Annotated in this window: 23 protein-coding genes; 14 read left to right on the forward strand and 9 right to left on the reverse strand. The window is 75.6% G+C overall.

What is annotated here, in order from left to right:
* Positions 1–27: 27 nt before the first annotated feature.
* Entirely contained in the window at positions 28–513 is a 486-nt protein-coding gene (locus tag ACFQH9_RS01180; protein WP_379563214.1) for a peroxiredoxin, read from the reverse strand.
* A 236-nt stretch (positions 514–749) separates the two neighbouring features.
* On the opposite strand from ACFQH9_RS01180, the gene ACFQH9_RS01185 reads away from it, so the two are divergent.
* Both ACFQH9_RS01185 and ACFQH9_RS01190 read left to right on the forward strand, forming a co-directional pair.
* Positions 750–1,616 carry a helix-turn-helix transcriptional regulator gene (locus ACFQH9_RS01185; protein ID WP_379563216.1) on the forward strand — a complete coding sequence of 289 codons (867 nt, stop codon included), beginning with the start codon at positions 750–752 and terminating at the stop codon, positions 1,614–1,616.
* Positions 1,617–1,618: 2 nt separating this feature from the next.
* Positions 1,619–1,957 (forward strand): nuclear transport factor 2 family protein, encoded by a 339-nt coding sequence (locus ACFQH9_RS01190; RefSeq protein ID WP_379563218.1) that lies wholly within the window; start codon positions 1,619–1,621, stop codon positions 1,955–1,957.
* A 191-nt stretch (positions 1,958–2,148) separates the two neighbouring features.
* Here the strand turns inward: ACFQH9_RS01190 and ACFQH9_RS01195 are convergent, their stop codons facing one another.
* Together ACFQH9_RS01195 and ACFQH9_RS01200 are read right to left on the reverse strand one after the other, a co-directional pair.
* Complete coding sequence (locus tag ACFQH9_RS01195) at positions 2,149–3,576, reverse strand: cobalamin-dependent protein (RefSeq protein WP_465269507.1); 1,428 nt, start codon at positions 3,574–3,576, stop codon at positions 2,149–2,151.
* Between the two features lie 50 nt (positions 3,577–3,626).
* Positions 3,627–5,399, reverse strand: coding sequence for a SpoIIE family protein phosphatase (locus ACFQH9_RS01200; protein ID WP_379563222.1), 1,773 nt, complete (start codon positions 5,397–5,399; stop codon positions 3,627–3,629).
* 122 nt (positions 5,400–5,521) lie between these two features.
* Here ACFQH9_RS01200 and ACFQH9_RS01205 point away from each other — a divergent pair, with 122 nt between their 5' ends.
* The 4 genes from ACFQH9_RS01205 to ACFQH9_RS01220 all read left to right on the forward strand — a co-directional run bounded on the left by ACFQH9_RS01205 (position 5,522) and on the right by ACFQH9_RS01220 (position 10,773).
* Entirely contained in the window at positions 5,522–6,451 is a 930-nt protein-coding gene (locus ACFQH9_RS01205; RefSeq protein ID WP_379563224.1) for an RluA family pseudouridine synthase, read from the forward strand.
* Positions 6,452–6,715: 264 nt separating this feature from the next.
* Positions 6,716–7,453, forward strand: a complete 738-nt coding sequence (locus tag ACFQH9_RS01210) for a COG4315 family predicted lipoprotein (RefSeq protein ID WP_379563226.1) — start codon at positions 6,716–6,718, stop codon at positions 7,451–7,453.
* A gap of 78 nt (positions 7,454–7,531) precedes the next feature.
* Positions 7,532–9,277: an acyclic terpene utilization AtuA family protein gene (locus ACFQH9_RS01215; protein WP_379563227.1), complete on the forward strand. Its 1,746-nt coding sequence runs from the start codon at positions 7,532–7,534 to the stop codon at positions 9,275–9,277.
* Positions 9,274–10,773 carry a CoA transferase gene (locus ACFQH9_RS01220; RefSeq protein WP_379563230.1) on the forward strand — a complete coding sequence of 500 codons (1,500 nt, stop codon included), beginning with the start codon at positions 9,274–9,276 and terminating at the stop codon, positions 10,771–10,773. The genes ACFQH9_RS01215 and ACFQH9_RS01220 overlap by 4 nt, the downstream gene beginning before the upstream one ends.
* A gap of 66 nt (positions 10,774–10,839) precedes the next feature.
* On the opposite strand, the gene ACFQH9_RS01225 is transcribed toward ACFQH9_RS01220, so the two are convergent.
* From ACFQH9_RS01225 to ACFQH9_RS01235, 3 genes are all read right to left on the reverse strand, one after another.
* Positions 10,840–12,063, reverse strand: a complete 1,224-nt coding sequence (locus tag ACFQH9_RS01225) for a cytochrome P450 family protein (protein ID WP_379563232.1) — start codon at positions 12,061–12,063, stop codon at positions 10,840–10,842.
* A 111-nt stretch (positions 12,064–12,174) separates the two neighbouring features.
* On the reverse strand, positions 12,175–13,785 hold the full coding sequence (locus tag ACFQH9_RS01230) for a hypothetical protein (RefSeq protein WP_379563234.1): 1,611 nt from the start codon (positions 13,783–13,785) through the stop codon (positions 12,175–12,177).
* 430 nt (positions 13,786–14,215) lie between these two features.
* Entirely contained in the window at positions 14,216–14,845 is a 630-nt protein-coding gene (locus ACFQH9_RS01235) for an L-threonylcarbamoyladenylate synthase (protein WP_379563236.1), read from the reverse strand.
* 91 nt (positions 14,846–14,936) lie between these two features.
* On the opposite strand from ACFQH9_RS01235, the gene ACFQH9_RS01240 reads away from it, so the two are divergent.
* From ACFQH9_RS01240 to ACFQH9_RS01255, 4 genes are all read left to right on the forward strand, one after another.
* Positions 14,937–15,440 carry a mycothiol transferase gene (locus tag ACFQH9_RS01240; RefSeq protein WP_379563238.1) on the forward strand — a complete coding sequence of 168 codons (504 nt, stop codon included), beginning with the start codon at positions 14,937–14,939 and terminating at the stop codon, positions 15,438–15,440.
* A 68-nt stretch (positions 15,441–15,508) separates the two neighbouring features.
* Positions 15,509–16,306 carry an SDR family NAD(P)-dependent oxidoreductase gene (locus tag ACFQH9_RS01245; RefSeq protein WP_379563240.1) on the forward strand — a complete coding sequence of 266 codons (798 nt, stop codon included), beginning with the start codon at positions 15,509–15,511 and terminating at the stop codon, positions 16,304–16,306.
* 35 nt (positions 16,307–16,341) lie between these two features.
* The gene (locus tag ACFQH9_RS01250) at positions 16,342–17,493 is read left to right on the forward strand and encodes a polysaccharide pyruvyl transferase family protein (RefSeq protein ID WP_379563242.1); all 1,152 of its coding nucleotides are present in this window, start codon (positions 16,342–16,344) and stop codon (positions 17,491–17,493) included.
* A 71-nt stretch (positions 17,494–17,564) separates the two neighbouring features.
* The gene (locus ACFQH9_RS01255) at positions 17,565–17,807 is read left to right on the forward strand and encodes a hypothetical protein (RefSeq protein WP_379563244.1); all 243 of its coding nucleotides are present in this window, start codon (positions 17,565–17,567) and stop codon (positions 17,805–17,807) included.
* A gap of 3 nt (positions 17,808–17,810) precedes the next feature.
* Here the strand turns inward: ACFQH9_RS01255 and ACFQH9_RS01260 are convergent, their stop codons facing one another.
* Positions 17,811–18,704: an acyl-CoA desaturase gene (locus tag ACFQH9_RS01260; RefSeq protein WP_379563258.1), complete on the reverse strand. Its 894-nt coding sequence runs from the start codon at positions 18,702–18,704 to the stop codon at positions 17,811–17,813.
* Positions 18,705–19,145: 441 nt separating this feature from the next.
* Between ACFQH9_RS01260 and ACFQH9_RS01265 the strand changes: the two genes are divergently transcribed.
* Positions 19,146–19,853, forward strand: a complete 708-nt coding sequence (locus tag ACFQH9_RS01265; protein WP_379563246.1) for a dienelactone hydrolase family protein — start codon at positions 19,146–19,148, stop codon at positions 19,851–19,853.
* Positions 19,854–19,949: 96 nt separating this feature from the next.
* On the opposite strand, the gene ACFQH9_RS01270 is transcribed toward ACFQH9_RS01265, so the two are convergent.
* Positions 19,950–20,318: an STAS domain-containing protein gene (locus ACFQH9_RS01270; RefSeq protein WP_379563248.1), complete on the reverse strand. Its 369-nt coding sequence runs from the start codon at positions 20,316–20,318 to the stop codon at positions 19,950–19,952.
* A gap of 180 nt (positions 20,319–20,498) precedes the next feature.
* Between ACFQH9_RS01270 and ACFQH9_RS01275 the strand changes: the two genes are divergently transcribed.
* Together ACFQH9_RS01275 and ACFQH9_RS01280 are read left to right on the forward strand one after the other, a co-directional pair.
* Positions 20,499–21,101 carry a TetR/AcrR family transcriptional regulator gene (locus tag ACFQH9_RS01275; RefSeq protein ID WP_379563250.1) on the forward strand — a complete coding sequence of 201 codons (603 nt, stop codon included), beginning with the start codon at positions 20,499–20,501 and terminating at the stop codon, positions 21,099–21,101.
* A 66-nt stretch (positions 21,102–21,167) separates the two neighbouring features.
* The gene (locus tag ACFQH9_RS01280) at positions 21,168–21,806 is read left to right on the forward strand and encodes a biliverdin-producing heme oxygenase (RefSeq protein WP_379563252.1); all 639 of its coding nucleotides are present in this window, start codon (positions 21,168–21,170) and stop codon (positions 21,804–21,806) included.
* Positions 21,807–21,809: 3 nt separating this feature from the next.
* On the opposite strand, the gene ACFQH9_RS01285 is transcribed toward ACFQH9_RS01280, so the two are convergent.
* Entirely contained in the window at positions 21,810–22,925 is a 1,116-nt protein-coding gene (locus ACFQH9_RS01285; RefSeq protein WP_379563254.1) for an NDMA-dependent alcohol dehydrogenase, read from the reverse strand.
* 250 nt (positions 22,926–23,175) lie between these two features.
* Here ACFQH9_RS01285 and ACFQH9_RS01290 point away from each other — a divergent pair, with 250 nt between their 5' ends.
* Positions 23,176–23,592 (forward strand): ester cyclase, encoded by a 417-nt coding sequence (locus ACFQH9_RS01290; RefSeq protein ID WP_379563256.1) that lies wholly within the window; start codon positions 23,176–23,178, stop codon positions 23,590–23,592.
* Positions 23,593–23,689: the final 97 nt, after the last annotated feature.

Raw genomic sequence — 23,689 nt, forward strand, 5'->3', positions numbered from 1 at the left:
TGAGCACGGCCACGTCCCGGGCGCGGCTCAGAGCGCCTTGAGCACCGCGTCGGCGGAGCTGACCGTCACGTCGGTGGGCTTCTCCTCCACCCAGACGCTCTCGACCACGCCGTCCTTCAGGACGGCGGCGTAGCGCTGCGAGCGCAGGCCCAGGCCGAAGCCCGTGCCGTCGAGGGTCAGGCCGACCGCCTTCGCGAAGTCGCCGTTGCCGTCGCCGAGCATGAGGACCTTGTCCCCCACCTCCCGGGACCTGCCCCACGCGTCCATGACGAACGCGTCGTTGACCGCGATGCAGGCGATCGTGTCCACCCCCTTCTCCTTCAGCTCGTCCGCCCGCAGCACGTACTCGGGCAGGTGCTGGTCCGAGCACGCGGGGGTGAAGGCGCCGGGCACGCCGAAGAGCACGACGGTGCCCGATCCCAGCACCTCCGCGCTCTGCACGGGCGTCGGGGCGCCGTCGCGGACGGTGGTGAGGGTGACGTCCGGGACGGTGTCGCCGATCGAGAGGGTCACGCCGAGCTCCTCGCAGCCAGGGAATCGTGGGCGTGCCCACGCTAGCGCCGCTCGTCGCCGGCCGGGTCCCGCACGCCCCACCTTCCGGTGAGCCCCCGGCCGGGGTGCGGGCGGACCGCCGCGCGCTGGGGCACACCCCGGCTCGGTGCACCCTCCTCGGCCTCGAGCAGGGCACGGGCCAGGCTAGGAGCGACGCTCCGTGGTTCTCGTCGGTGGCCGGGGCCATGATCGGGGGCGTGAACCGGGACGAGCTGGCCGGCTTGCTCCGCCGGGCGCGCGAGCGCCTGCAGCCGGAGGAGGTGGGGCTGCCGCACGGCGCGCGGCGACGGACCCCGGGGCTGCGGCGCGAGGAGGTGGCCCAGCTCGCGGGCGTCAGCAGCGACTACGTGATGCGGCTGGAGCAGCGGCGCAGCGCGCAGCCCAGCACCCAGCTGCTCGCCGCCCTCGCCCGTGCCCTGCGGCTGTCCGGGGACGAGCGGGACCACCTGTTCGTCCTCGCCGGACACCGACCGCCCGCGGGCCCGCGCGGCGGGCACGTCGAACCCGGGCTGCTGCACCTGCTGGACTCGCTGGTCGACACGCCCGCACAGCTCGTCGACGAGCTGGGCACGCTGCTGGCGCAGAACCGCATGGCCGAGACCCTGTTCGGCGAGGTCTGCACGGTCACCGGGGACCGGCGGAACGTCGTGTGGCGCTGGTTCACCGAGCCCGCCGTGCGCGCCCCGCACCCGCCCGAGGAGTGCCAGCGCCTCAGCCGGGTCCACGTCGCCGACCTGCGGGCGGCGCTCGCCCGCCGCCGGCAGGCCGGCGGCCGGGACGCCGAGGGCGAGGCGCTCCTCGCCCGGCTCCGGCGGGACAGCCCGGAGTTCGCCGCGCTGTGGGAGGAGCACGAGGTCGCCGTGCGCCGGGAGAGCCGCATGCGCGTGCACCATCCCACCGTCGGCCTGCTCGAGCTCGACAGCGTGGTCCTGCGCACCACCGCCGAGGACCAGCGCCTGCTGCTGTTCACCCCCGCTCCCGGCACCGGCACCGCCGGCAGGCTCGGCCTGCTGCGCGTGGTCGGGCCGGAGGACTTCACCCACCTCGACCCCTCAGGGAGATGACCATGACCGAGACCCTGGTCGACGCCCCCGCGGCCGTCACCGCCTACCTCCGCGCCAAGACGAACACGGACGTCGACTCCGTCGTCGGCTGCTTCGCCCCCGACGCCGTCGTGCACGACGAAGGTCGGGACCACGTCGGGACCGCGGCGATCCGCGCCTGGGCGGAGGGCGTGGCCTCCGCCTACACGCTCACCCGCACCGTGCGGTCGGTCCGGGGCGTCGGGCCGGCCACCGTGGTGGCGGTGGAGGTCGCCGGCGACTTCCCCGGCAGCCCGGTGGTGCTGCACCACCACTTCACCTCGACGGACGACGGGATCGCCGCCCTCACGATCTGCCCGTAGGTCGTCGTGCCGGTGCGACGGCGGCTGCCGCGACGACCGTCGGCGCACCGGCTCGACGATGACGTTCACCCGACGGCGCCGAGGCCGCGAGGAGCGGTGTGTCGGCCGAGCGGGCCCGGACGGCGCGTTCACAGACCGCGAACGGATCGGCCGGCGCGTCGGTCTCGCTCGCCTGCGCCCGTGAGGAGCGCCTACCCCGCCTGCCCCTCGGACCCGACCTCGCCGGCGGGGTCCTGGAGGGTGAAGAGGATCTCGGCGCCCGTCACGCGCAGGACCCGGCGCAGGGAGCCGCTCACCCCGGTGAGGGTGACGGTGCCGGCCCGGCGGGCGGCGCGACGCTGCAGGCCGATCAGTGCGGCCAGGCCGGCGGAGTCGCAGAAGTCGAGGCCCGCGACGTCGACCACCAGGTCCGCCGGCAGGTCCGCGCCGGCCTCCTCGGCGACGGCGCGGACATGCTCCTCCACGCTCGGCGCCGTGCCGAAGGTCAGGTCCCCGACCAGCACGAGGGTCAGCTGCGTCGGTTCGGCGCGCGCGTGCACGCGCAGCGGCTGGGGCCGGGTGGGGTCGCGGTGCACCCCCGAACTGGTGTTCATGCCGTGGCCTCCCTGACGGCGGGGGCCCCGTCNCCCGTCGCCGGGTGCGGCCGGACGCTCCTCCAGCTGTGTGGCCCCGCGCCGCAGGCACTCCTGGGCGAACGGGAAGTCGTGCAGGCCGGCGTGGAACTCGGCGAGGACGGCGCGTGCCGCGTCCGTCCCGGTGCCCCGGGCGTCGAGCAGGTCGGCCAGCCAGCCGAGATAGCCGCCGAAGACCTCGGGATCCGAGAGGTAGACCGCCGCGGCGAGGAAGTCGACGGCCTGGCACAGGTCGTCCTCCAGCCCCGCGTCGAGGACGCCCTCCGGTGCGCCCGGTGCGGGGCGGCCGTCGAGCACCCGGGTCGCGGCGGCGACCAGGTCGCCGCGCCGCGCACGCAGGCCCGCGTACTCGGGCCCCGCCCCGTCGCCGACCTGGTCCGGCTCGGGGTCCGGCCACGGCAGCTCGTCGAGCAGCCGGACGGCCTCGACGGCGTCGGGCGCCCAGGCGTCGACGCCGAGCCGCCGCGCCCAGCGGCCGTCGGCGCCGAAGCCCGGCCCGCCGGCGAGCACGGGCGTGCCGGTGCGCTGCGCGGCGACGACGGTGCGGTGCGCCGCGGGCAGGTGGACGGGCAGCGCGCAGCTCACCGCGACCACGTCCGGGCCCTCCTGGTGCAGGTAGGACACCAGCTCGCCGGCCGGCACGCTGGCGCCGAGGAAGGTCACGTGCCAGCCCGCGAGCCGCAGCACCTCGGCCACGATCCGCCCGGGCAGGGCGTGCCACTCGCCGTCGAGGCACGCGAGCACCACGTGGCCGCGGGTGCCGGGCCGGGTCCGGCGGCCGACCGCCGCGACCACCCGTTCGTTGACGGCGGTGGCGGCGTGCTCCCGCGCCACGCTCCACTCCCCGCGCTGCCAGCGCAGCCCGACCTCCTCCTGCGTGCCCGCGACCAGCTCGAGGAGGACCGCGCGGGCCGGTACACCGGCGTCGACCAGCGCGAGGGCGAGCGCGACGGCGGTCTCCTCGTCGGCCCGGCCGAGCGCGGCCATGAACTCGGGCCGCCGGGCGGCGACGCGCGGGTCCGGGGTGTGCTCGGGGCTCACGGGCGCGCCTCCGCGGCGGGATCCGCCGTGGTCGGAGCGGTGGGGCCGCCCGGGTCGGACAGGGCCGAGGGCGCCTGGACGACGAGGACGGCGATGTCGTCGTGCGCGCCGGAGGCGAGCCAGCGCGTGGTGTGCTGCTCCACCCGCTCGGCGATCGCGGACGCCGGCATCACGTGGGCCCCCGCCAGCAGACCGGCCAACCGGGCCTCGCCGAGGGTCTCCCGGCCGCCGACGCCCCCGCGGGCCTCGCTGACGCCGTCCGTGTAGAGCACGCAGGCCTCACCTGGCGCGAGCCGGACCGTGCGCGACGCGAACCGGGCGGACGGCACGGCGCCGACCAGCATGCCGCCGATCTCGACCTCCTCGACGCCCCCGCGGCGCACGACCAGCGGGGGCAGGTGCCCGCCGCCGGCCAGCTCCAGCTCCAGGCCCCCGCCCGGCTGCGGCGTCGCCGTGCCGAGCACGACGGTGGCGAAGCCGGGATCGGCCTCGGGGTCGGCGGACTCGAGCATCGTCTCGTTGAGCAGCCGCAGCAGGTTGACCGGGTCGTGGTCGAGCCGGCGCAGCGCCTGCACTGTCTGGCGCAGCTGCCCGGTGCTGACGGCGGCGTGCACGCCCTTGCCGCACACGTCGCCCAGCACGAACAACGCCGAGCCCTCCGGCCCGACGTGCACGTCGTAGAAGTCGCCGCCGATGAGCAGGCCCTCCTCGGCGGGCCGGTACGCCGCGCCGAAGGCCATCCCGGGCACCCGCGGCAGCTCCGGCTGCTGCAGGCTCCGCTTGAGCACCGCGGCGGTCCCCGCCTGACCGGCGTACAGGGACGCGGCGGCGAGCGCGAGCCCGGAGCGCTGGGCGAACTCCTCGGTGAGCGCCGCGTCCACCCCGGGTGCGGCGGCGCAGTCGGTCTCCTGCCGCAGCAGCACCAGCGCACCGGCGGGGACGCCGTTGCCCGGCAGGGAGATCAGCCCGGCGGCGCCGGGTGCGCCGGTGGCCCACGGCTGCCCGGCGAGGTCGTCGGCGAGCAGCGGGCGCGGTCCGGTCGCGATGCCGGCCAGGGCGTCCCGCAGCTCGGCGGGCATGTCGGCGACGTCCGTACGGCCGCTGCGGACGGTCCGGTCGGCGTCGCAGGCGTACCACTCGGACACGCCGCCGCGGACCGGCAGCACGACGACCGCGAGGTCCGCCAGCTCCGACGACGCCAGCTCGACGACCGCCCGCGCGGTGCGGCCCGGGTGCAGCGACAGCCCGAGCCGGCGGCTCGCGGCGGCGAGGAAGCGCGAGCGGGCGCGCTCGGCGAGCAGGTTGTCCAGCCGCCTGCGGTGCTCGGTGACGTCCTCGACGTGCCAGGCGACCCACCCGTCCGGCAGCGGCTGGCGGCGGGCACGCAGGGCCCGGCCGTCCAGGTCCAGCTCGACCGGGCCGTCCGACGCACCGGCGGCGAGCGTGGCGGCCACGGGTCCGGGGAGCAGCTCGGCCTCGCGCACCCCCAGCAGGCGACGGGCGGCGGGGTTGACCCGCCGGACGAGGCCGCGCTCGTCGAGCGCGAGGACGCCGACCTCCGCGCCGTCGAGCAGCCGGTCGGCGAGGCCCGGTTCGGCCGGGGCGGCGGGCCCCGGCACCACCGGCGTGGCCGGGTCGACGGAACCGCCACCGATCCCGGCCGTCAGGCGGCCCGCGTCGGGCTCCTTGCTGCGGATGTCGGCCTCCCCGTCCCGGACCTTCCCGGCCCCTTCCCGGACACGAGCGCGCCGGTCGCGGCGCGCACGCACCTCCCGTGAGGTTAACTCGTTCTCCGCGGCCGTCCGCGCAGGACCGGAGCCGGCCCGCGCCTCGCCGGCCCCTCCCCGGCCGGCGTTCCCGACCCCGTCCCCGGCCTCCGTATCCTCGGCCGGTGAGACGACGCCGACCGGCCCCGCTCCCCCAGCGGCACGGGCTCGACCCGGTCCGGCTGCGCACCCCGGACGAGGGCCCGTGGCGGACCATGCGCGAGCACCTGGTCGAGCGGCTGCCGCGGGTGGACCCGGGCCGGATCGAGGAGATGCTGCGCGAGGAGCGGATCGTCGGCAGCGAGGGCCCGCTGACCGTCGACGCCCCCTTCGTGCCCGCCTCGTTCGTCTGGTTCCACCGGGACCTGCCCGAGGAGGTCCCGGTCCCGTTCGCGATCGGGATCGTGCACCGCGACGAGGACATCCTGGTCGTCGACAAACCGCACTTCCTGGCGACGATCCCGCGCGGGCGGCACGTGGTGGAGACCGCGCTCGTGCGGCTGCGGCACCGGCTGGACCTGCCGCAGCTGTCCCCCGCCCACCGGCTCGACCGGGTCACCGCCGGCCTGGTGCTGTTCGTGGTGCGGCCCGAGCTGCGCGGCCGGTACCAGACGATGTTCCGGGACCGGCGGGTCCGCAAGACCTACGAGGCCGTCGCGCCGTACCGGCCGGACCTCGAGCTGCCGCGCACGGTGCGCAGCCGGATCGTCAAGGAGCGCGGCGTGATCCGCGCCTACGAGGTGCCCGGCGAGCCGAACGCCGAGACGCGCGTCGAGCTCGTCGAACGGCGCGGCGACCTCGCCCGCTACCGGCTGTACCCGCTCACCGGGCGCACCCACCAGCTCCGGCTGCACCTCGCCGGGCTCGGCATCCCGATCGTCGGCGACGACTTCTACCCGGACCTGCACGAGACCCCGCTCGACGACTTCTCCTCGCCGCTGCAGCTGCTCGCCCGCACCCTGGAGTTCACCGATCCGGTGAGCGGCGAGGAGCGGCGGTTCGACAGCCGGTTGCCGCTGCGGGCCTGGCCGGAGAGCGGTCGGACGGGCGGATGAGCGGCTCGCACGCCCGCTCCGTCCTCGATCCTGAGGACGCGGTGCGGCGTTCGGAGCAGCGGCGGTGCGCAACGGCAGCAGACGCGGGCCGCTCGGCGCTCCGGCCCCGTCGCGTGCCGTGATCGTCTCTCAGTGTGGCAACGTCCGCCCCCCGCGGCTTCGTAGGGTCTGGCGCAGCGGTTCCCGCCCGGGCGCACCGCCCCCCGCCGCACGGGCGGGATCCGCACGACTCGCTCCCCGCGAAAGAACCGAAGGAACACCGAGATGACGCTCCCCCGTCTCCTCCGGCATGCCCGCCTCCGACCCGTCCTCACGGCCGCCGCGGCCCTCGCCGCCGCGACCGCGCTGTCCGCCTGCGGCTCCTCCGGCTTCGTCGACGCCGGCGACGCACTGCCCGCGGGCGGCACGGGCAGCGGCACGACCGGGAGCACCGGTGGCACCACCGTCGCCCCGACCGGCGGCCTCGGCACCGGCGTGACCGCCGTCGGCACCGTCGTGACCACGGACGGCTTCACCGTCTACAAGTTCGCCAACGACCGGAACGACCCCTCCGCCGCCACCTGCACCGGCGACTGCGCCAAGAAGTGGCCGCCGGTGCAGGGCGACGGCCAGCCCGCCCTGCAGGGCATCCCGTCCGGCCTGGTCGGCACCGTCGGCCGGCCCGACGGCACCCAGCAGCTGACGCTCAACGGCTGGCCGCTCTACCGCTTCTCCGGCGACACCAAGCCGGGCGACGCGAAGGGCGAGGGCGTCGGCGGGACGTGGCAGGCCATGGGCGTCAACGGCACCGCCGCCGCCAACGGCCCGGGCGCGAGCCCCGCCGCGGCGCCGGCCTCCGTCCCCGCCGGGTCGCTCGGCCTCGGGACGCCGAAGACAGGCAGCACGACCGGCGGCACGACCGGCGGCACGACCGCCGGCACGACCGGCGGCACCGCGAGCACGCGTGTCCCGGCCGTCGGCAACGTGGCCCACAGCACCAGCACGGCCACCGGCGGGCACTAGAACCCGGGAGGGGTCGGGGATGCACGTGCATCACCGACCCCTCCTCGAATCGCCTCCCGGGGACTATCGTCGGTGCTCATGAACGAACGATCGGTGAGGATCGGGAACTTCTCGGGCTACCTCGGTGACCGGTTCACGGCCATCGACGAGGCGCTGGCGGGCGATCCCGTCGACGTCCTCATGGGCGACTACCTCGCCGAGGTGACCCTGGCGTCGCTCGCGGCGGACCGCCGTGGCTACGTCGCCTATTTCCGCAAGCAGCTGCAGCCGCACCTGCGCACCGTCGCCGAGCGCGGGATCAAGATCGTCACCAACGCGGGCGGCTTCGACCCGGCCGGGCTCGCGGCGGCGCTGCGGGAGGACGTCGCCGCGGCCGGGGTCGACCTCACCGTCGCGCACGTCGAGGGCGACAACGTGCTGGACCGGCTCGACGGGTTCCACGCCGACGGGCACGCGATGGAGCACCTGGACTCGGGGGCGCCGCTCAAGGACTGGGGCGTCGAGCCCATCGCGGCCAACTCCTACCTCGGCGGCTTCGGGATCGCCGAGGCCCTGAAGGCCGGCGCGGACATCGTCGTCACGGGGCGGGTGACCGACGCGTCGCTGACCGCCGGGCCGGCGGCGTGGTGGCACGGCTGGACGCCCGACGACTGGGGTCCGCTCGCCGGGGCGATCACGGCCGGGCACGTGATCGAGTGCGGGGCGCACGCGACCGGCGGCAACTTCTCCGGCTTCACCCAGGTACCCGGCGTGGTGAAGTGCGGCTTCCCGATCGCCGAGATCGCGGCGGACGGCTCGTGCGTGATCACCAAGCACAGCGGCGACGGCGGCATGGTCACCGTCGACACGGTCACCGCACAGCTGCTCTACGAGATCCAGGGCCCGCGGTACCTCAACCCCGACGCCACGGTGCACTTCGACACCATCCGCCTGGAGCAGGTCGGGAAGGACCGGGTGGCGATCGGGCCGGTCGTCGGCTCGCCGCCCCCGCCCACGGCCAAGGTGGCGGTGTTCGCGCAGATCGGCTGGCAGATCTCGCAGATGCTGTTCTGCACCTCGCCGAACGTCGCCGAGAAGGTGGCGATGCTGCGCGACCAGCTCCGCCTGCAGCTGGAGGGGCACGTCGACCAGCTCGACGTCACCCCGCTCGGCACCGCCGCGGAGGACCCGCACTCGCAGTGGGAGGCCACGGTCCCGATCCGGGTCATGGCGACCGCCCGCGCGCCGGAGCCGCTCACGCTCTTCCCCGCCGCGGTCGGCAGCCTCTACCTGCAGGGCTTCCCCGGCTTCCACCACGACGGCGGCGCCCTGCCGGTCCGCCAACCGTGGCCGCGGATCGACTACTGGCCCGCGCTGCTGCCCGCCGAGCTCGTGCCGAACACCGCCGTGCTGGCCGACGGGACGCGCCTCGAAGCGCCGGTCTCCTCGCGCTGGGCGACCCCCGAGGAGCTGGCGCAGGGCCGCTCGCCGGAGCCGCCCGCCGCCTCGACCTCCGGCCGGCGGATGCCGCTCGGCACGCTCACCTACGCCCGCGCCGGCGACAAGGGCGGCAACTCCAACGTCGGCGTCTGGGTTCCCGATCCCGCACACTGGGAGTGGCTGCGGTCCACGCTCGGCACCTCGGCGATCCGGGAGCTGCTGCCCGAGGCCAAGGACTGCGAGATCGTGCGGCACGAGCTCCCGCACCTGCGTGCGGTGCACGTGGTGCTGAAGGGGCTGCTGGGTACGGGCGGCTCGTCGAACCTGCGGGTGGACCAGATCGGCAAGTCCGTGGGCGAGTACCTGCGGTCGAAGCACGTGACCATCCCGGAGGAGCTGCTGTGACGGCCGTCCTCGGCCTCGGGGAGCGCATCCGCGCGACCGTCGCGAACCCCGCGACGGACGACGCGTTCGACGTCCACGGCGAGCTCGACGCGCTGCTCGGCGGGATCGGGCTGTCCGCGGCGGACACCGGCGGCCGGGTGAGCTTCCTCGGCGCCGATCCCGTCGTGCCCAGCGCACTGCGGCTCGGCGGGGCGGCGGCACTCGCGCTGGCCGCCAAGTCGGTCGCGGTCGCGGCGCTGCACCGCGACCGCGGCGGCGCGGGCCAGGACGTCACGGCGGACCTGCGCAGTGCCCCGCACCGGCTCTGCCCCTTCTACGACCGGCGCTGGGAGCTGCTGGGCGGCTATCCGGTCGCCTCGCCGGCCAACCCCTCGCCGGCCTTCGGGTTCCGCTTCTACCGCACCGGCGACGGGCGCTGGGTCATGCCGCTCAACGGCTACCCGGCGCTGAAGGTCGCGGCCCAGCGGCTGCTGGACTGCGCCGACACCCCGGAGGCGGTGGAGCGGGCGGTGGCCCGCTGGGACGGCGCCGGGCTGGAGCGGGCGGGCGCCGAGGCCGGCGTCGTCATGCCGCTGGTCCGCACGCCGGCCGAGTTCCTCGCCACCGAGCAGCACGCCGTCCTCGAGGACACCCCGCTGATCGAGATCACCCGGATCGGCGACGCCGACCCCGAGCCGCTGCCGGGCGGTGCGGAGCAGCCGCTCGACGGTGTCCGGGCGCTGGGCATGGGGCACGTGATCGCGGGCGCCGGGACGGGCCGGGCCCTGGCGCTGCACGGGGCGGACGTGCTGAACCTGTGGCGGCCGACGGAGTTCGAGCACGACACGACCTACGTGACCGCGAACGTCGGTGTGCGGTCGGCGACCGTGCACCCCGCCCGGGGCGACGGACCGCGGATCGTGCGGGAGCTGCTGGCCGGCGCCGACGTCTTCTACGCCAACCGCCGGCCGGGTTACCTGCCGTCGATCGGGCTGTCGGCCGAGGACGCCGCGGCGGCGCGGCCCGGGATCGTGTACGCCACGAACACCCTCCACGGCGAGCGCGGCCCGTGGCGCGACCGCGTCGGCTTCGACCAGACGGCCGGCGCACTCACCGGCATGTTCGACCTGGAGGCGGGCGGCGTCTCGCCCGAGGTGGCGCCGCGGCTCTCGCCGATCCTCGTGGTCAACGACTACATCGTCTCGTGGCTGACGGCGGCCGGGGTCGTCGCCGCGCTGCGCCGCCGCGCGGTGGAGGGCGGCAGCTGGAGGGTCCACGTGTCGCTGAGCCGCGTGGCGCTGTGGATCCTCGAGCTCGGGGTGTTCGACCTGGACTACGCCCGGTCGGTCGCCGGGACCGGGGAGGAGCACGCCTACCTCGATCCCGAGACCTTCACCGCCGACACCCCGCTGGGGCTCTACCAGGGCGTGACCGACCAGGTCCGGATGTCCGGCACGCCCGGGCGCTACCGCACGGTGCTGATACCGCGCGGGAGCTCCCGGCCGGCCTGGCTCTGACGCGGTCGTTCCGGCAGGTCGTTCGCGGTCGGCAGTGGCGACCGCCCTGCTCGGGCCGGTCGCCGGTCACAGGCGGACGGGCAGGCGGGTCAGGCCGTGGATGAGCGTGGACTGCCGCCAGCCGATCGTCTCCGGGTCGCCGGCGAGGGTGAGGCCCGGGAAACGCCCGAGCAGGGTGCGGAAGGCGATCTCGCCCTCCAGCCGGGCCAGCGGGGCGCCCAGGCAGTGGTGCACCCCGTAGCCGAAGGCGACGTGCCCGCTCGCGTCCCGCGTCACGTCCAGCCTCGCCGGGTCCCCGTACCGCTCGCTGTCGCGGTTGGCCGAGACCAGCGAGATCAACACGACCTCGCCCTCGGGGACCGTCGCACCGCCGATCTCGACCGGTTCGGTGGTGTAGCGGAAGGTCGCCAGGTTGATCGGGCCGTCGAAGCGCAGGAACTCCTCGACCGCGTTCGGCACCAGGTCCGGGTCGGCGCGCAGGAGCGCCAGCTGGTCGGGATGGCGCAGCAGCGCCAGCGTGCCGTTCCCGATCAGGTTGACGGTGGTCTCGTGCCCGGCGACGAGCAGCAGGAACGCCATGGACGTCGCCTCCCGCGCCGAGAGCGTGTCCCCGTCCTCGGAGGCCCTGACGATCGCGGACAGCATGTCCTCGCCCGGGTTCGCGCCCTTGTCCGCGACGAGCCGGGCCAGGAACTCCGCCATCGCGGCGGCGGCGCCGCCGCGCTCCTCCGGCGGTGCGGCGGACAGCAGGGTGGTGGTCCAGCCGCGGAAGTCGTCCCGCTCCCCCTCCGGCACGCCGAGCAGCTCGCAGATCACGGTCATCGGCAACGGGTAGGCGAACTCGTCGAGCAGGTCGACGGTGCCCTCCCGCGCGGCCTTCGCCGCCATCCGGTCCGCCAGCCCGTGGGCGATCTGCTCGATCCGCGGGCGCATCCGCGCGATCGCCCGCACGGTGAACGCCCGGTTCACCAGCTTGCGCAGCCGGGTGTGGTCCGGCGGGTCGGTGTTGAGCATGTGCCCGGCGAGGGAGTCGGCGAACTGCATGCGCCGCTCCGGCGCCACCGAGCGGCGCTCGAGGATCTCGCCGAACCTCGCGCCGTCCTTGGACAGCCGCGGGTCGTTCAGCGCGGGCCGCGCGTCCTCGTACCGGGTGACCACCCAGGCCTGCAGGCCCATCGGGGTGTTCACCCGCACCACCGGCGCCTCGCGGCGCAGGGTCCGGTACAGCGCGTCCGGGTCGTCGAAGAACTTCTCGTCCAGCTCGACGACCTGGGTCTCCGCGTCCGTCATCGCGTCCTCCCCCCGGCCGGGCCCGCCCCGGCGCGGGGCCCACGCTAGGCCGACCCGCCCTGAGACGTCCTCAGAACGGACAGCCCGGCCCGGCCGCCGGGAGCGGCGGCCTCACCGCTCGTCGTCCCACAGACCCTCGCCGGTCCACGGGTCGCGCGACTCCTCGAAGCGCCGCTCCAAGGTCGGGCCGGGCAGCGGACCCTGTACCGGGTCCGCCGTGCCGGCCGCGGTGTCCGGCCCGCCCGACTGGTACGACGGCTCGTCCTCCGGGTCGGCGGCGCGGTGCCGGCCCGCCTCGAGGCCGCGTTGGTAGGTCGAGAGCCGGTTGCGCACGCGCTCGGGCTGCCGCTCGGCGGAGACCTCCCCACCGGCCCCGCCCGCCGCGCCCCGACGGCTGCGCAGCGGGGGCGTGACCATCTGCCGGCCGGGCCGGCGGCGCGGCAGCCCGCTGTCGGTCGTCGGCAGCTCGGTGTCCGCCCGGGCCGCGCGCTCGGCGGCCGCGCGCCACTCGTCGTCGCCCGAGCCCGCCCAGTCCCCGGCCCCCCACTCCGCCGCGCTCGGGGCGGGATCGAGCGAGGTGCCCGAGCCCAGCCAGCTGTCCGCCAGCCCGTGCCCGCCGCCGTGGGAGCCGTTCGTGTGCCCGTTCGTCCCGTGCCCGTTGGTGTGCCCGTTGGTGTGCCCGTTGGTGTGCCCGTTGAGGGCGTGTCCGTTGGACCAGCCGTTCGGGGCCGGCGCCGGGTCGTCGTTGGTGCGGAACCAGGCCGACGCGACGGCGGCGAAGATCGGGGTGCCGGCCAGGTCCTCGTCGGCGCGGGCGAGCCCGGCGTCGAACGAGCCGAACAGCTCGTCGACCGAGGCGGGCGCGGGCGCGGTCCCGGCACGCACCGGCTCCCAGGTGATCTCCGAGGACGAGTCCCGCGGCGCGCGGGGGGCCGGGGTGGGCGGCGGGGCCGGGGCGGCCTCGCGCGGCACCTGGACCCCCGCGGCCGGCTCGACGAGCGTGCGCGGGAAGCGGACCAGCGCGACCGTGCCGAAGCCCGGCGTGGCCGGGCCCCCGAGCGGGGCCTGCAGCTCCAGGCGGGCCCCGCAGCGGCGGGCCAGGCGGGCGGCCAGGTGCAGGCCGAGCCGCTCCGGCGGGATGGGCCCGCCGGGGCCGCCGGCGATCTCGTTCTCCAGCGCCGCGGCCTCCTGCCACGGCAGCTCCACACCCTCGGCCTGCAGCTCGATCGTGACGCCGCCGTCGCCCGCCCAGCGGCCGACGAGCTCGATGCGGCTGCTGCGGGGGACGGTGCGCTCGGCGTGCGCGAGCAGCTCGGCGAGCACCTGCCCGGCGCCCACCGCGCTGCCGGCGGCGAGCGAGGCCGACGGGGCGGGCGGCACGGACACGCGCTGCGGGTCCTCCGCGCCCGCCGCGGTGTCCGCGAGAATCCGGCCGATGCCGGTGGGGACGGGGCCGCGCCGCTCCGGCCGGCCGCCGACCAGGCTGAGGACGCTCTCGCCGTCCCGCAGCAGCCGGCGCGCCCCGGCCGCGAGCTCGGCGCCCTCCGGCGACTCCGGGCCGAGCCGCTCGGCGACGACGAGCTGCCGCTCGGCCTGGCCGCAGATCCGCCGCGCGAGCCCCGCGAGCAGCAGGTCCGGCCGCTCCTCGACGGCCCCGGACGGGTCGGCCGCACCCCCGCCCGGCTCACCGAGCCAGGAGGCGGACGAGACGTCTCGCTCCACGCTGTCCTCCGCTGGTCCGTACCCCGATCCGGCCGGGACGCCGCACGGACCCGGCCGCCCCACGCGCGACCGCCCACCGAAGCAGGCGGGCACCCTCGGGCCCCGCGTCCGCCGGGGGAGCTGCGACCCGACATCTGTAGGTCCACGGGACACTACCCGGCGGTCCGGCCCCGGGCCGCCCGTCGGGCGGGCGTGCGATGACCGGTCGACCCGAGGTGGACCGGCGGCGACCGGCAAGCCGACACGCCGGACGGGGGAAGGTGATTCCTCCCGGGGGCGGCCGCCCGTCGCACGGATGCGACCCGGGGCAGGGGGCCCGAGAACGGGACAGGCGCCCCGTCCGCGACGCTGCGGCGGTGCGCCCGGTCACAGAGGCTAGGTCAGCACCGGCCCGGCCGTCCAGGATCCGGAGGTCACGGATTCGCCTCCGTCACTCGAACCGGGACGGATCACCGGCGCCCTTGCGGACGATCTCGGGCTCCGGTCCGGAGAGATCCACGACGGTCGTCGGCTCGGTGCCGCACTCCCCCGAGTCCAGGACGGCGTCGACGGCGTGGTCGAGCCGCTCCTTGATCTCCCAGCCCTGCGTCGGCGGGACGTCCGGCTCCGGCGAGTCCGGCAGCAGCAGCGTCGAGGAGAGCAGCGGTTCCCCGAGCTCGGCGAGCAGCGCCTGGGCGACCAGGTGGTCCGGGATGCGGACGCCGACCGTCTTCTTCTTCGGGTGCATCAGCCGGCGCGGCACCTCCTTGGTCGCCGGCAGGATGAAGGTGTACGGCCCCGGCGTCGCGGCCTTGACCGCCCGGAACACCGCGTTGCCGACCTGCACGAACTGGCCGAGCTGCGCGAAGTCGCGGCAGACGAGGGTGAAGTGGTGGCGGTCGTCGAGCCGGCGGATCTGGCGGATCCGTTCGAGGCCCTCCTTGTTGCCGAGCTGGCAGCCGAGGGCGAAGACCGAGTCGGTCGGGTAGACGATCAGGCCGCCGCCGCGGACGATCTCCACCGCCTGGCCGATCGCCCGCCGCTGCGGGTTGTCCGGGTGCACGTCGATGTACCGGGCCACGGGAGGAGCGTATCGCCGGAGTGCGCGCCGGGGCGGGAATCGCCTAGCGTCGTCGGCGACCGGAACCCGGGCCTACCCCCAGGAGGACGCCGTGACCCCAGCCGAGCTGCTCACCGACGCCTTCGGCCGCATCTCCGAAGGCGTGCCCGCGGTGGTCGCGGGCCTGACCGAGGAGCAGCTCGCGCTGCGGCCGGACGGCCAGGGCAACTCGATCGCGTGGCTCGTGTGGCACCTGACCCGGGTGCAGGACGACCACCTCGCCGACGCGTTCGGCACCGAGCAGGTGTGGCTGGCGGACGGCTGGCAGCAGCGCTTCGGCCTCGACCTGCCGCCGACGGACACCGGGTACGGGCACGGCCCCGAGCAGGTCGCGGCGGTGCGCGCACCCGCGGAGCTGCTCGCCGACTACCACGCCGCCGTCGCCGGGCGGACCGTCGAGCTGATCGCGAAGGTCACGCCCGAACAGCTCGACGAGGTGATCGACGACCGGTGGGACCCGCCGGTCACCCGCGGCGTCCGGCTCGTCTCGGTCGTCGACGACGATGCCAGGCACCTCGGGCAGGCCGAGTACGTCCGGGGCCTGCTCCCGGACTGACCCGACCGCTCGGCCGCGAGATCCGGCCCGGTCTGGCCGCCGCGCGCGTCCTCGTGTGAGGTGGGGACATGGATCTCCAGTTGACCGGGAAACGGGCCGTCGTGACCGGCGGGAGCCGCGGCATCGGGCTCGCGGTGGCGGCGGCGCTGGCCGCCGAGGGCTGCGACGTCGCGATCGTCTCGCGCGGCAAGGAGGCACTCGACGAGGCGGCGGCCCGGCTCGCCGCGCACGGCACGCGGATCGTGCCCCTGGTCGCCGACACCACGGACGACGGGTCCGTGCGCGCCATGGTCGACGCGGCCGTGACCGCGCTCGGCGGCGTCGACATCCTGGTCAACGCGGCCGCCAAGCCCGCGTCGGCGGGCGCAGGGGCCGGGGCGTCGAGCACGGGCGACGACCTCATGCGGGAGCAGTTCGAGACCAAGGTGCTGGGCTACCTGCGGTGCGCCCGCGCCGTCGCCCCGCTGATGACCGCGCAGGGCTGGGGCCGGATCGTCAACGTCAGCGGGCTCAACGCCCGCGGCTCGTCGTCGCTGGTCGGCTCGGTGCGCAACGTCGCCGTCGCCGCGATGACCGCCGCCCTGGCCGACGAGCTGGGTCCGCAGGGCGTGAACGTCACGGTCGTGCACCCCGGGCTCACGGTCACCGAGCGGACCCCCGGGATGATCGCCGCGAAGGCCGAGGCCGACGGCACCTCCGAGGAGGAGGCCGAGCGCGCCCTCGGCCGGACGACCACGGTCGGCCGGATGATCACCGCCGAGGAGGTCGCGGACGTCGTCGCGTTCCTCGCCTCGCCGCGCAGCGTCGCGATCAACGGCGACGCGGTCGCGGCCGGGGGCGGGCAGCCGGGGGTCACCTACTACTGACCCTCGCCCGACGGGCCGGGCGGGATACTCGGCCCGTGGCGGACGACCGGCGCCCCCTGTACCACCTCGTCGGGGCCGCGGGGTTCCCGAACTACGGCGACGAGCTGATCGCCGCGGGCTGGCTGCGGCACCTGGCGCGCACCGCGCCCGAGGCGGACGTCTGGCTGGACTGCCCCTCCCCCGGCACCGCCGCGACGCTGCTCGACGGGCTGCACCCGCGGGTCCGCTGCACCGACACGGTGTGGCGGCTGTGCCGGGCGGCGCCGGAGGGCGGGCCGCGGGAGACGGCGGCGTGGGTGTGCGGCGCGATCGCCGATCCGGGCCTGGCGCCCCGCTGGGTGGCCGGCGTCGAGCTGCTGCGCCGGGCCGACGTCGTGCACGTGATCGGCGGCGGGTACGTCAACGGGCTCTGGCCGCGGCACGCCGGGGTGCTCGCCGCCGCGGTCGCGGCGACCGAGCACTCGGGCGGGCGGGCCGTCGCGACCGGGCAGGGGCTCACCCCGGAGGCCGACGGGGCCGGGCCGCAGCTCCGCTCGCTGCTGGAGCGGTTCGCCCTGGTCGAGGTGCGCGACGAGGCCTCGGCCCGCCTGCTGGACCGGCCGGGCACCCTCGGGCTCGACGACGCCTTCCTCCCCGCCGCCGCGGTCCCCGCCGTCACCGAGGCGCCGGAGGTGGTGCTCTGCCTGCAGTCCGACCTCAGCGAGCGGCCGGCCGACGCCCTGGCCACCTTCGTGCTCGGGGCGCTGCGGCGGTGGGAGGTCGACCCGGAGCAGATCGCGGTCGTCGAGGGGATCCCGGGGCAGGACCGCGTGGTGTACGCGCTGCTCGAGCACGACCTGCCCGGCGCCCGGTTCCTGCCGTTCGACCGGGTGTGGCGCGGCGGGCTGCCCGTCGCGGCGGACCAGACGTGGATCTCCACCCGGTTCCACCCGCACCTCGTCGCGGCCGCGGTCGGCGCCGGCGGGCTCGCCGTCAGCCTGAACGGGGACTACTACCCCACCAAGCACCGCTCCCTGACCACGCTCGGCAGCGGCTGGGAGCTGGTCACCGACCTCGACACCACGCCGGACCGGCCGGCCCCGGGCGGCTTCGCGCGGGAGGTCGTGGCCGGGTTGCGGGAGCGGAAGGCGGCCCTTGCCGACCGGGTGTACAAACGCGCCGGGCCGGAGCTCCGCCGGTCTGTGTGAGCGGCGCGAACGTGCCGATGATCACCCGGTCGGAGGGACACGTTCGCCACGACCGCGGCGATGGACCGGGCATGGACGCGATCAGCAACGACCACGGGGCGGCCGCCGTCCCGGTGCCCGCGCGGCGTCCGGCCCCCGAGGACCGAACGGACCCGGTCGCGGCCGACGACCGGCTGATCGAGGAGATCAGGACCGATCGCCGCGGCCTCGACGACACCGATCCCCTCGTCCGCGCCCTCGTGCTCTGGCGCCAGGTGATGCGGCTGCCGCGGACCGGGCGCAGCGGCCGGCGGCGCCGCTGTCCCCGCAGGTGAGCGTCAGACCCGCTGCAGCTGGGTCAGGCGGCGGGTGGTCGGCCAGCGGACGTCGTGCGCCCAGCCGAGCCGCTCGAACAGCCAGATCACCCGGGCGGAGATGTCGATCTGCCCCTTGAGGACGCCGTGCCGCGCGCAGGTGGGGTCGGCGTGGTGCAGGTTGTGCCAGCTCTCCCCCATGGACAGGATCGCCAGCGGCCAGAAGTTGCGGGAGCGGTCGCGCGAGCGGAAGGGCCGCGCGCCGATCATGTGACAGATCGAGTTGATCGACCAGGTCACGTGCATGCACACCCCCATGCGCACCAGGCCGCCCCAGAAGAACCCGGTCAGCGCGCCCGTCCAGGACCAGGTGAGCAGCCCGCCGAGCAGGGCCGGGAGCGCCAGGCTCACGATCACCCACAGCCCGAACAGCCCGCTCACCCGGCGCAGCACCCGGTCGGCGAGCAGGTCGGGGATGAACCGCTCCCAGTTCGTCTTGCGCCGCTCGAAGATCCAGCCGATGTGCGCCCAGACGAAGCCGCGCGCGACGGCCCAGGGGGACGTGCCGTAGCGCCACGGCGAGTGCGGGTCGCCCTCCTTGTCGGAGTAGGCGTGGTGGCGGCGGTGGTCGGCGACCCACGCCAGCACGGACCCCTGGATCGCCATCGAGCCGCTGATCGCCAGGAGCACCCGCAGCCACGGCCGCGCCTTGAAGGAGCGGTGGGTGAAGTGCCGGTGGTAGCCGACGGTCACGCCGAGGATGCCGACGGTGTAGAACACCGCCGCGATCACGATGTCCCACCAGCCCAGGCCCCAGCCCCACGCCACGGGGACGGTCGCCAGCAGCGCGAGCACCGGGACCACCACGAAGGCCCAGACCAGCCCCTGCTGCCAGGTGCTGCGGTACTCGCCGACGATCGGCTTCGCGCCGCGCGGGCCGTCGTCCGCGGCGGAGGCGGCGGAGGCGGCGGAGGCGGCGGAGGCGGCGGAGGCGGCGGAGGCGGCGGTGCCGGGAGCGGGCCCGGGAGCGGGCTCGGGGGCGGGGAGGTCGGGGGCCTCGACGGTCAAGCGGGTCACCTCGTGGGGTCGGGGGCGGTGCCGGACCGGGATCGGGCCCGGCCTTCACCGAAGCCTAAGGGCGTAGTCCTTGTACCCGCAGAGCGCACGGGCAGTCCTCATTCGCCCGCCCTTCGCGTGTCACCGGCCCGGAACCGCCGGGCCACCGTGTCGAACGGGCCGTGTCGGACGCGCCGTCGGACGCGTCGTGTCGGACCTCCCGTGCCGGATCCACCGGGTCGGGTCCACCGGCGCCGGCGTGCCAGGATCATCGGGCCCGCCGCCGGTGACCAGGAGGAGCCCATGACCCGCTACGAGCGCGTGCCCGCCCCCGACGGCGACGAGTTCGACGCCTACCTCGCCCTGCCCGAGGGCGGCCGGGGCCCGGGCGTGCTCGTCTTCCAGGAGATCTTCGGGGTCAACGACAACATCCGCGGGATCTGCGACCGGCTCGCCGGCGAGGGGTACGTGGCCCTGGCGCCGGACATGTTCTGGCGGCTCGAGCGCCGGTTCGAGCGCAAGGACGAGTCCGCCATGGCCGAGTGCATGGGCATGGTGCAGCGGCTGGACTTCGCCGCCGCGGCCGGCGACATCACCGCGGCCTTCGCCCACCTGCGCGCGCTGCCCGGGTGCACCGGTAAGGTCGGTGCGATCGGCTTCTGCCTCGGCGGCACCCTCACCTGGCTCTGCGCCACGACCGCCCGGGTCGACGGCGCCGGCGTCGACGCCGCCGTCCCCTACTACGGCTCCGGCATCCAGGACATGCTCGACCGCGCGGACGCCCTCGAGTGCCCGGCGCTCCTCCACTACGGCGACGACGACCCGTTCATCCCCGCGGAGCAGATCGCCCGGGTCGAGGCGGCGGTGGCCGGGAAGCCGCAGGTGGAGGTCCGGCACTACGACGCCGGGCACGCCTTCTCCAACTGGGACGCCCCCTCGATGTACGACGAGAAGGCCGCCACCGAGGCGTGGGGAAACACCACCGCGTTCCTCGCCCGGCACCTGCGGTAGGGCACTACTCGCCGTCCTGTGCGCCCCGTGCGACCAACGTGGCAGCACGGGTCCGGCGGCGATGCGCCCGGGCTGCTCCGGACGGCGGGTCTGGAGTCAGCCCCGCACGGCCGCCAGGAACGCCGTGACGTCCCGGTGGACCACGAAGTGCCGGTCCAGCCCGAGCAGCACGGCGACCCGGCTCACGCCGGGGTTCGTGTGCAGCCCGGCCAGGTGCACCCGGCCGCCGGAGCGGGTGTAGACGCCGAGCAGGGCGCTCACCCCGACCGAGCCCAGGTAGGTGACCTCGGACAGGTCCACCACCACCGCGCGGGCCCCGACCGCCGCTGCGTGCAGGGCGTCGTGCAGCCGCGCCGCGGAGTCCGCGTCGAGCTCGCCGACCAGCCGGAGCGCGACGACCCCGTGGTCCAGGGTCCTGCTCTCGGCCGCGAAGGTACTGGGCGAGCGATCCAGAGCCCGGGTCACCGTGGCCTCCTCGTGTTCACCGCCGGCCCTCACCTTCCCGTCAGGTTGGCGGGCGGTCAACCGGCGGGTGGGTGACGTGATCACCACGTTTGCGCGACGGCGGCACGGGCTACACGTGACACCCGTGTCCGCTGCCGGCACCGGCCCTACCCTGGGCGTCGACGGCGGGAGGAGGCCGGCGTGCCGAAGGTGCTCGGGGGGTCGCTCGCCGCCCATCGCGACGAGGTCCGCGCCCGCGTGTTCGCCGCCCTGCGCGAGCTGCTCTACGAGCGGGGGTTCGACGCCGTCACGCTCTCCGGGGTCGCCGCCGCGGCCGGGGTGGGCCGGACGTCGATCTACAACCACTTCCCCGACCGGCAGGCGCTGCTCGTCGCGTTCGTCGAGCACGAGGCGGACCGGTACGTGGCCGACCTCGAGCGGGCGCTCGCCGGAGCGGCCACGCCCACCGAGCGGCTCGCCGTGTTCGCGCGGCTGCAGCTGCACCGGCTCGCGGAGTTCCACCTCCCGCCGGGCCAGGGCCTCGCCGGGGCCCTCGACCCCGAGGCCTACCGGCGGATCGCGGCGCACGCGGACCCGATAGGCGACCGGCTCGCGCGGATCGTGCGGGAGGGGATCGAGGCGGGCGAGATGGCCGCCGAGGACCCCGCGGTCCTGGTGGCGATGATCGGCGCCGCGCTGTCCGCCCGGCAGATCGTGGACGTGCCGGCGGAGGAGCTGGCCGACTCCGTGGAGGCCGCGGTGCGGATCGTGCTGGGTATGGTCCGGGCCTCGAACTTAGGCTAGCCTCAGTCGGCCGGGTGCCCTAGCATCTTTCTGACACGGCGTCAGGAAGATGCGGGAGGAACACCCATGGGCGAGCTCTCCACCGGTCTGCGCCAGGCCACGGCCGAGGTCCACGAGCGTGCCCACCGCTCCACCTACATGGCCGCCCTGCTCGCGGGGCGCCTCCCGCTGTCGGCCTACACCCTGCTGGCCGAGCAGTACCTCGCGATCTACGGCGCGCTCGAGGCCGCGGGGGACGCGCTGGCCGGCGACCCCGCCGCCGGCCCGTTCGTGATCGACGAGCTCCGCCGGCTGCCCGCGCTGCGCCGGGACGTCGAGGCCCTCGGCGGCTCCGTCGAGGCGCCGCGCGTGCTGCCCGCGACCGCGACCTACGTGGCCCGGCTGGGCGCGGCGGCCGGCGACGGGCCGGTCTTCGTGGCCCACCACTACACCCGGTACCTGGGCGATCTCGCCGGCGGGCAGGTCGTCGGCAAGGTCCTGGAGCGCACCTACGGGGTCACCGGCCCCGGGGCCCTGTTCTACGACTTCTCCGCGCTCGGCAGCCCGTCGCGGTTCCGCGCGCGCTACCGCGCGCTGCTCGACGCCGCCCCGTGGGACGACATCGAGCAGCGCCGGGTGGCGGACGAGGCGGTCCGCGCCTTCGAGCTGAACATCGCGGTGTTCGAGGAGCTGGCCGCGGCGACCGGGCTCCCGGCCGCCGCGTAGGCCTCAGAAGACGATCACGCCGCGCAGGTTCCGCCCGGCGTGCATGTCGTCGAAGCCCTCGGCGACCTCGTCGAGGGTGTACCGGGTGGTGATCAGCTCGTCCAGCTTGAGCGCCCCCTGCCGGTAGAGCTCCAGCTGCGCCGGGATGTCCGCGGTCGGGGCGCTGGCGCCGAACAGCGAGCCCTGCAGCCGCTTCTGGTAGAGCGTCAGCTCCATCAGCGGGATGTCGCCCTCGCGGGTGCGCACGTCGCCCAGCCCGACGACCACGCACGTCCCGCCCTTGCGCACCGCCCGCAGCGCCTGCCCCACGTGCGCGCCGCGGGTCACCCCCACGCAGACGATCGACGCGTCGGCCCCCTGCCCGTTGGTCATCGAGCGGGCGAGGTCGGCGCCCTCCCGGATGTCCTCGACGGCGTGCGTCGCGCCGAGGCCGAGGGCCTGCTCGCGCTTGAAGGCGACCGGGTCCACGGCGATCACCGCGGACGCACCGGCGTGCGCCGCGCCCTGTACGGCGTTGATCCCGATCCCGCCGATCCCCATCACGATCACGACCTGGCCCGGCCGGACCTCCGCGGAGTTGACGGCCGCGCCCCAGCCGGTGCCCACGCCGCAGCCGGTCAGGCAGGCGATCTCCAGCGGGACCGACGGGTCGACCTTCACCGCCGAGGCCGTGGAGACGGTCGTGTACTCGCAGAAGGTCGACAACCCGCACATCTGCCCGACCGGCCGGCCGTCGAGGCTGAGCCGGAACGACGTCGGGTCCTCCCAGCGCGCGTTCGTGGCCAGCGAGGCCCCGAGATCGCAGAGGTTCTGCATGCCGTGCGCGCACCAGCGGCACCGGCCGCACGCGGGCAGGAAGGAGAACACGACGTGGTCGCCCTCGGCGAACCCGGCGGTCCCCGGCCCGACGGCCTCGACGATCCCGGCCCCCTCGTGCCCACCGGCGAACGGCAGGATCCCCACCTTCTGGTCGCCGGTGGCGTGGTGGTCGTCGGAGTGGCACAGCCCGCTGGCCACCATCCTCACCCGGATCTCGCCCGGCCGGGGGTCGTCGACCTCGAGCTCGACGACCTCGAACCGGCCCGGGACCTCGCGCAGCACCGCGCCTCGCGTCAACACGGGATCACGCTACGCCAGGTCCGGGCTCGACCCACCCGCGCCGCGGCCCGCGTCACGCCGGTCGGACGAGGCGCTGAGCTGGCGGGGCGCCTCCCGCGTCGAGAAGGTCGGCCCGATCAGTGGGAGGCGTAGCGGGGCATGTGGAGCGGGGGAGCGCATGACCGCCGGTCGGATGCACGACGCGCGGATCCCTTGACAAGGAATGGGGCCGGGTGGATACACGGCTCACGCCGATTTGAGGAGGTCCATCGTGATTGACGAGACGACTGCCCTCGCGGAGCGGTTCGTCGATGCGGCGTGGAATCGACATGACTTCGCCACGCTCGACGAACTCGCTGCTCCGGACTTCTCCGTCTACTACCCGTTGTTCCCCGCGCCCGTCAAGGGGGCGTCCGACTTCAAGAAGCTCCTGGCCGAGTTCAGAGCCGGCATGCCGGACCTCGCCTTCGCGTTCCGGCACCTGGCCACCCAGGACGGCACAGCGATCTTCCGCTGGGACGGCTCGGGCACGCACACGGGTGAACTGCTCGGAATCCCGGCCACCGGCCGTGAGGTGCGGTGGTCCGGTATCAGCGTCGTCGAGGTGGCCGGCGGGAAGGTCGTCAAGGAGTGGGGCGAGGAGGACGCTCTGTCGGCTCTCCGCCAGCTCGGCGTCGTCCCGACCTGATCCGCGAGTGGCCCCATGACCCGAAGCTCGACGGGAACGAGAGCGACGAGGCGCTAGTTGTGGTGACTCAGCAGGTTGTTGACCGGCTCAGCTGGCG

Source organism: Pseudonocardia lutea (assembly GCF_042658055.1).
In the GTDB taxonomy this organism is placed as follows: Bacteria; Actinomycetota; Actinomycetes; order Mycobacteriales; family Pseudonocardiaceae; genus Pseudonocardia; species Pseudonocardia lutea.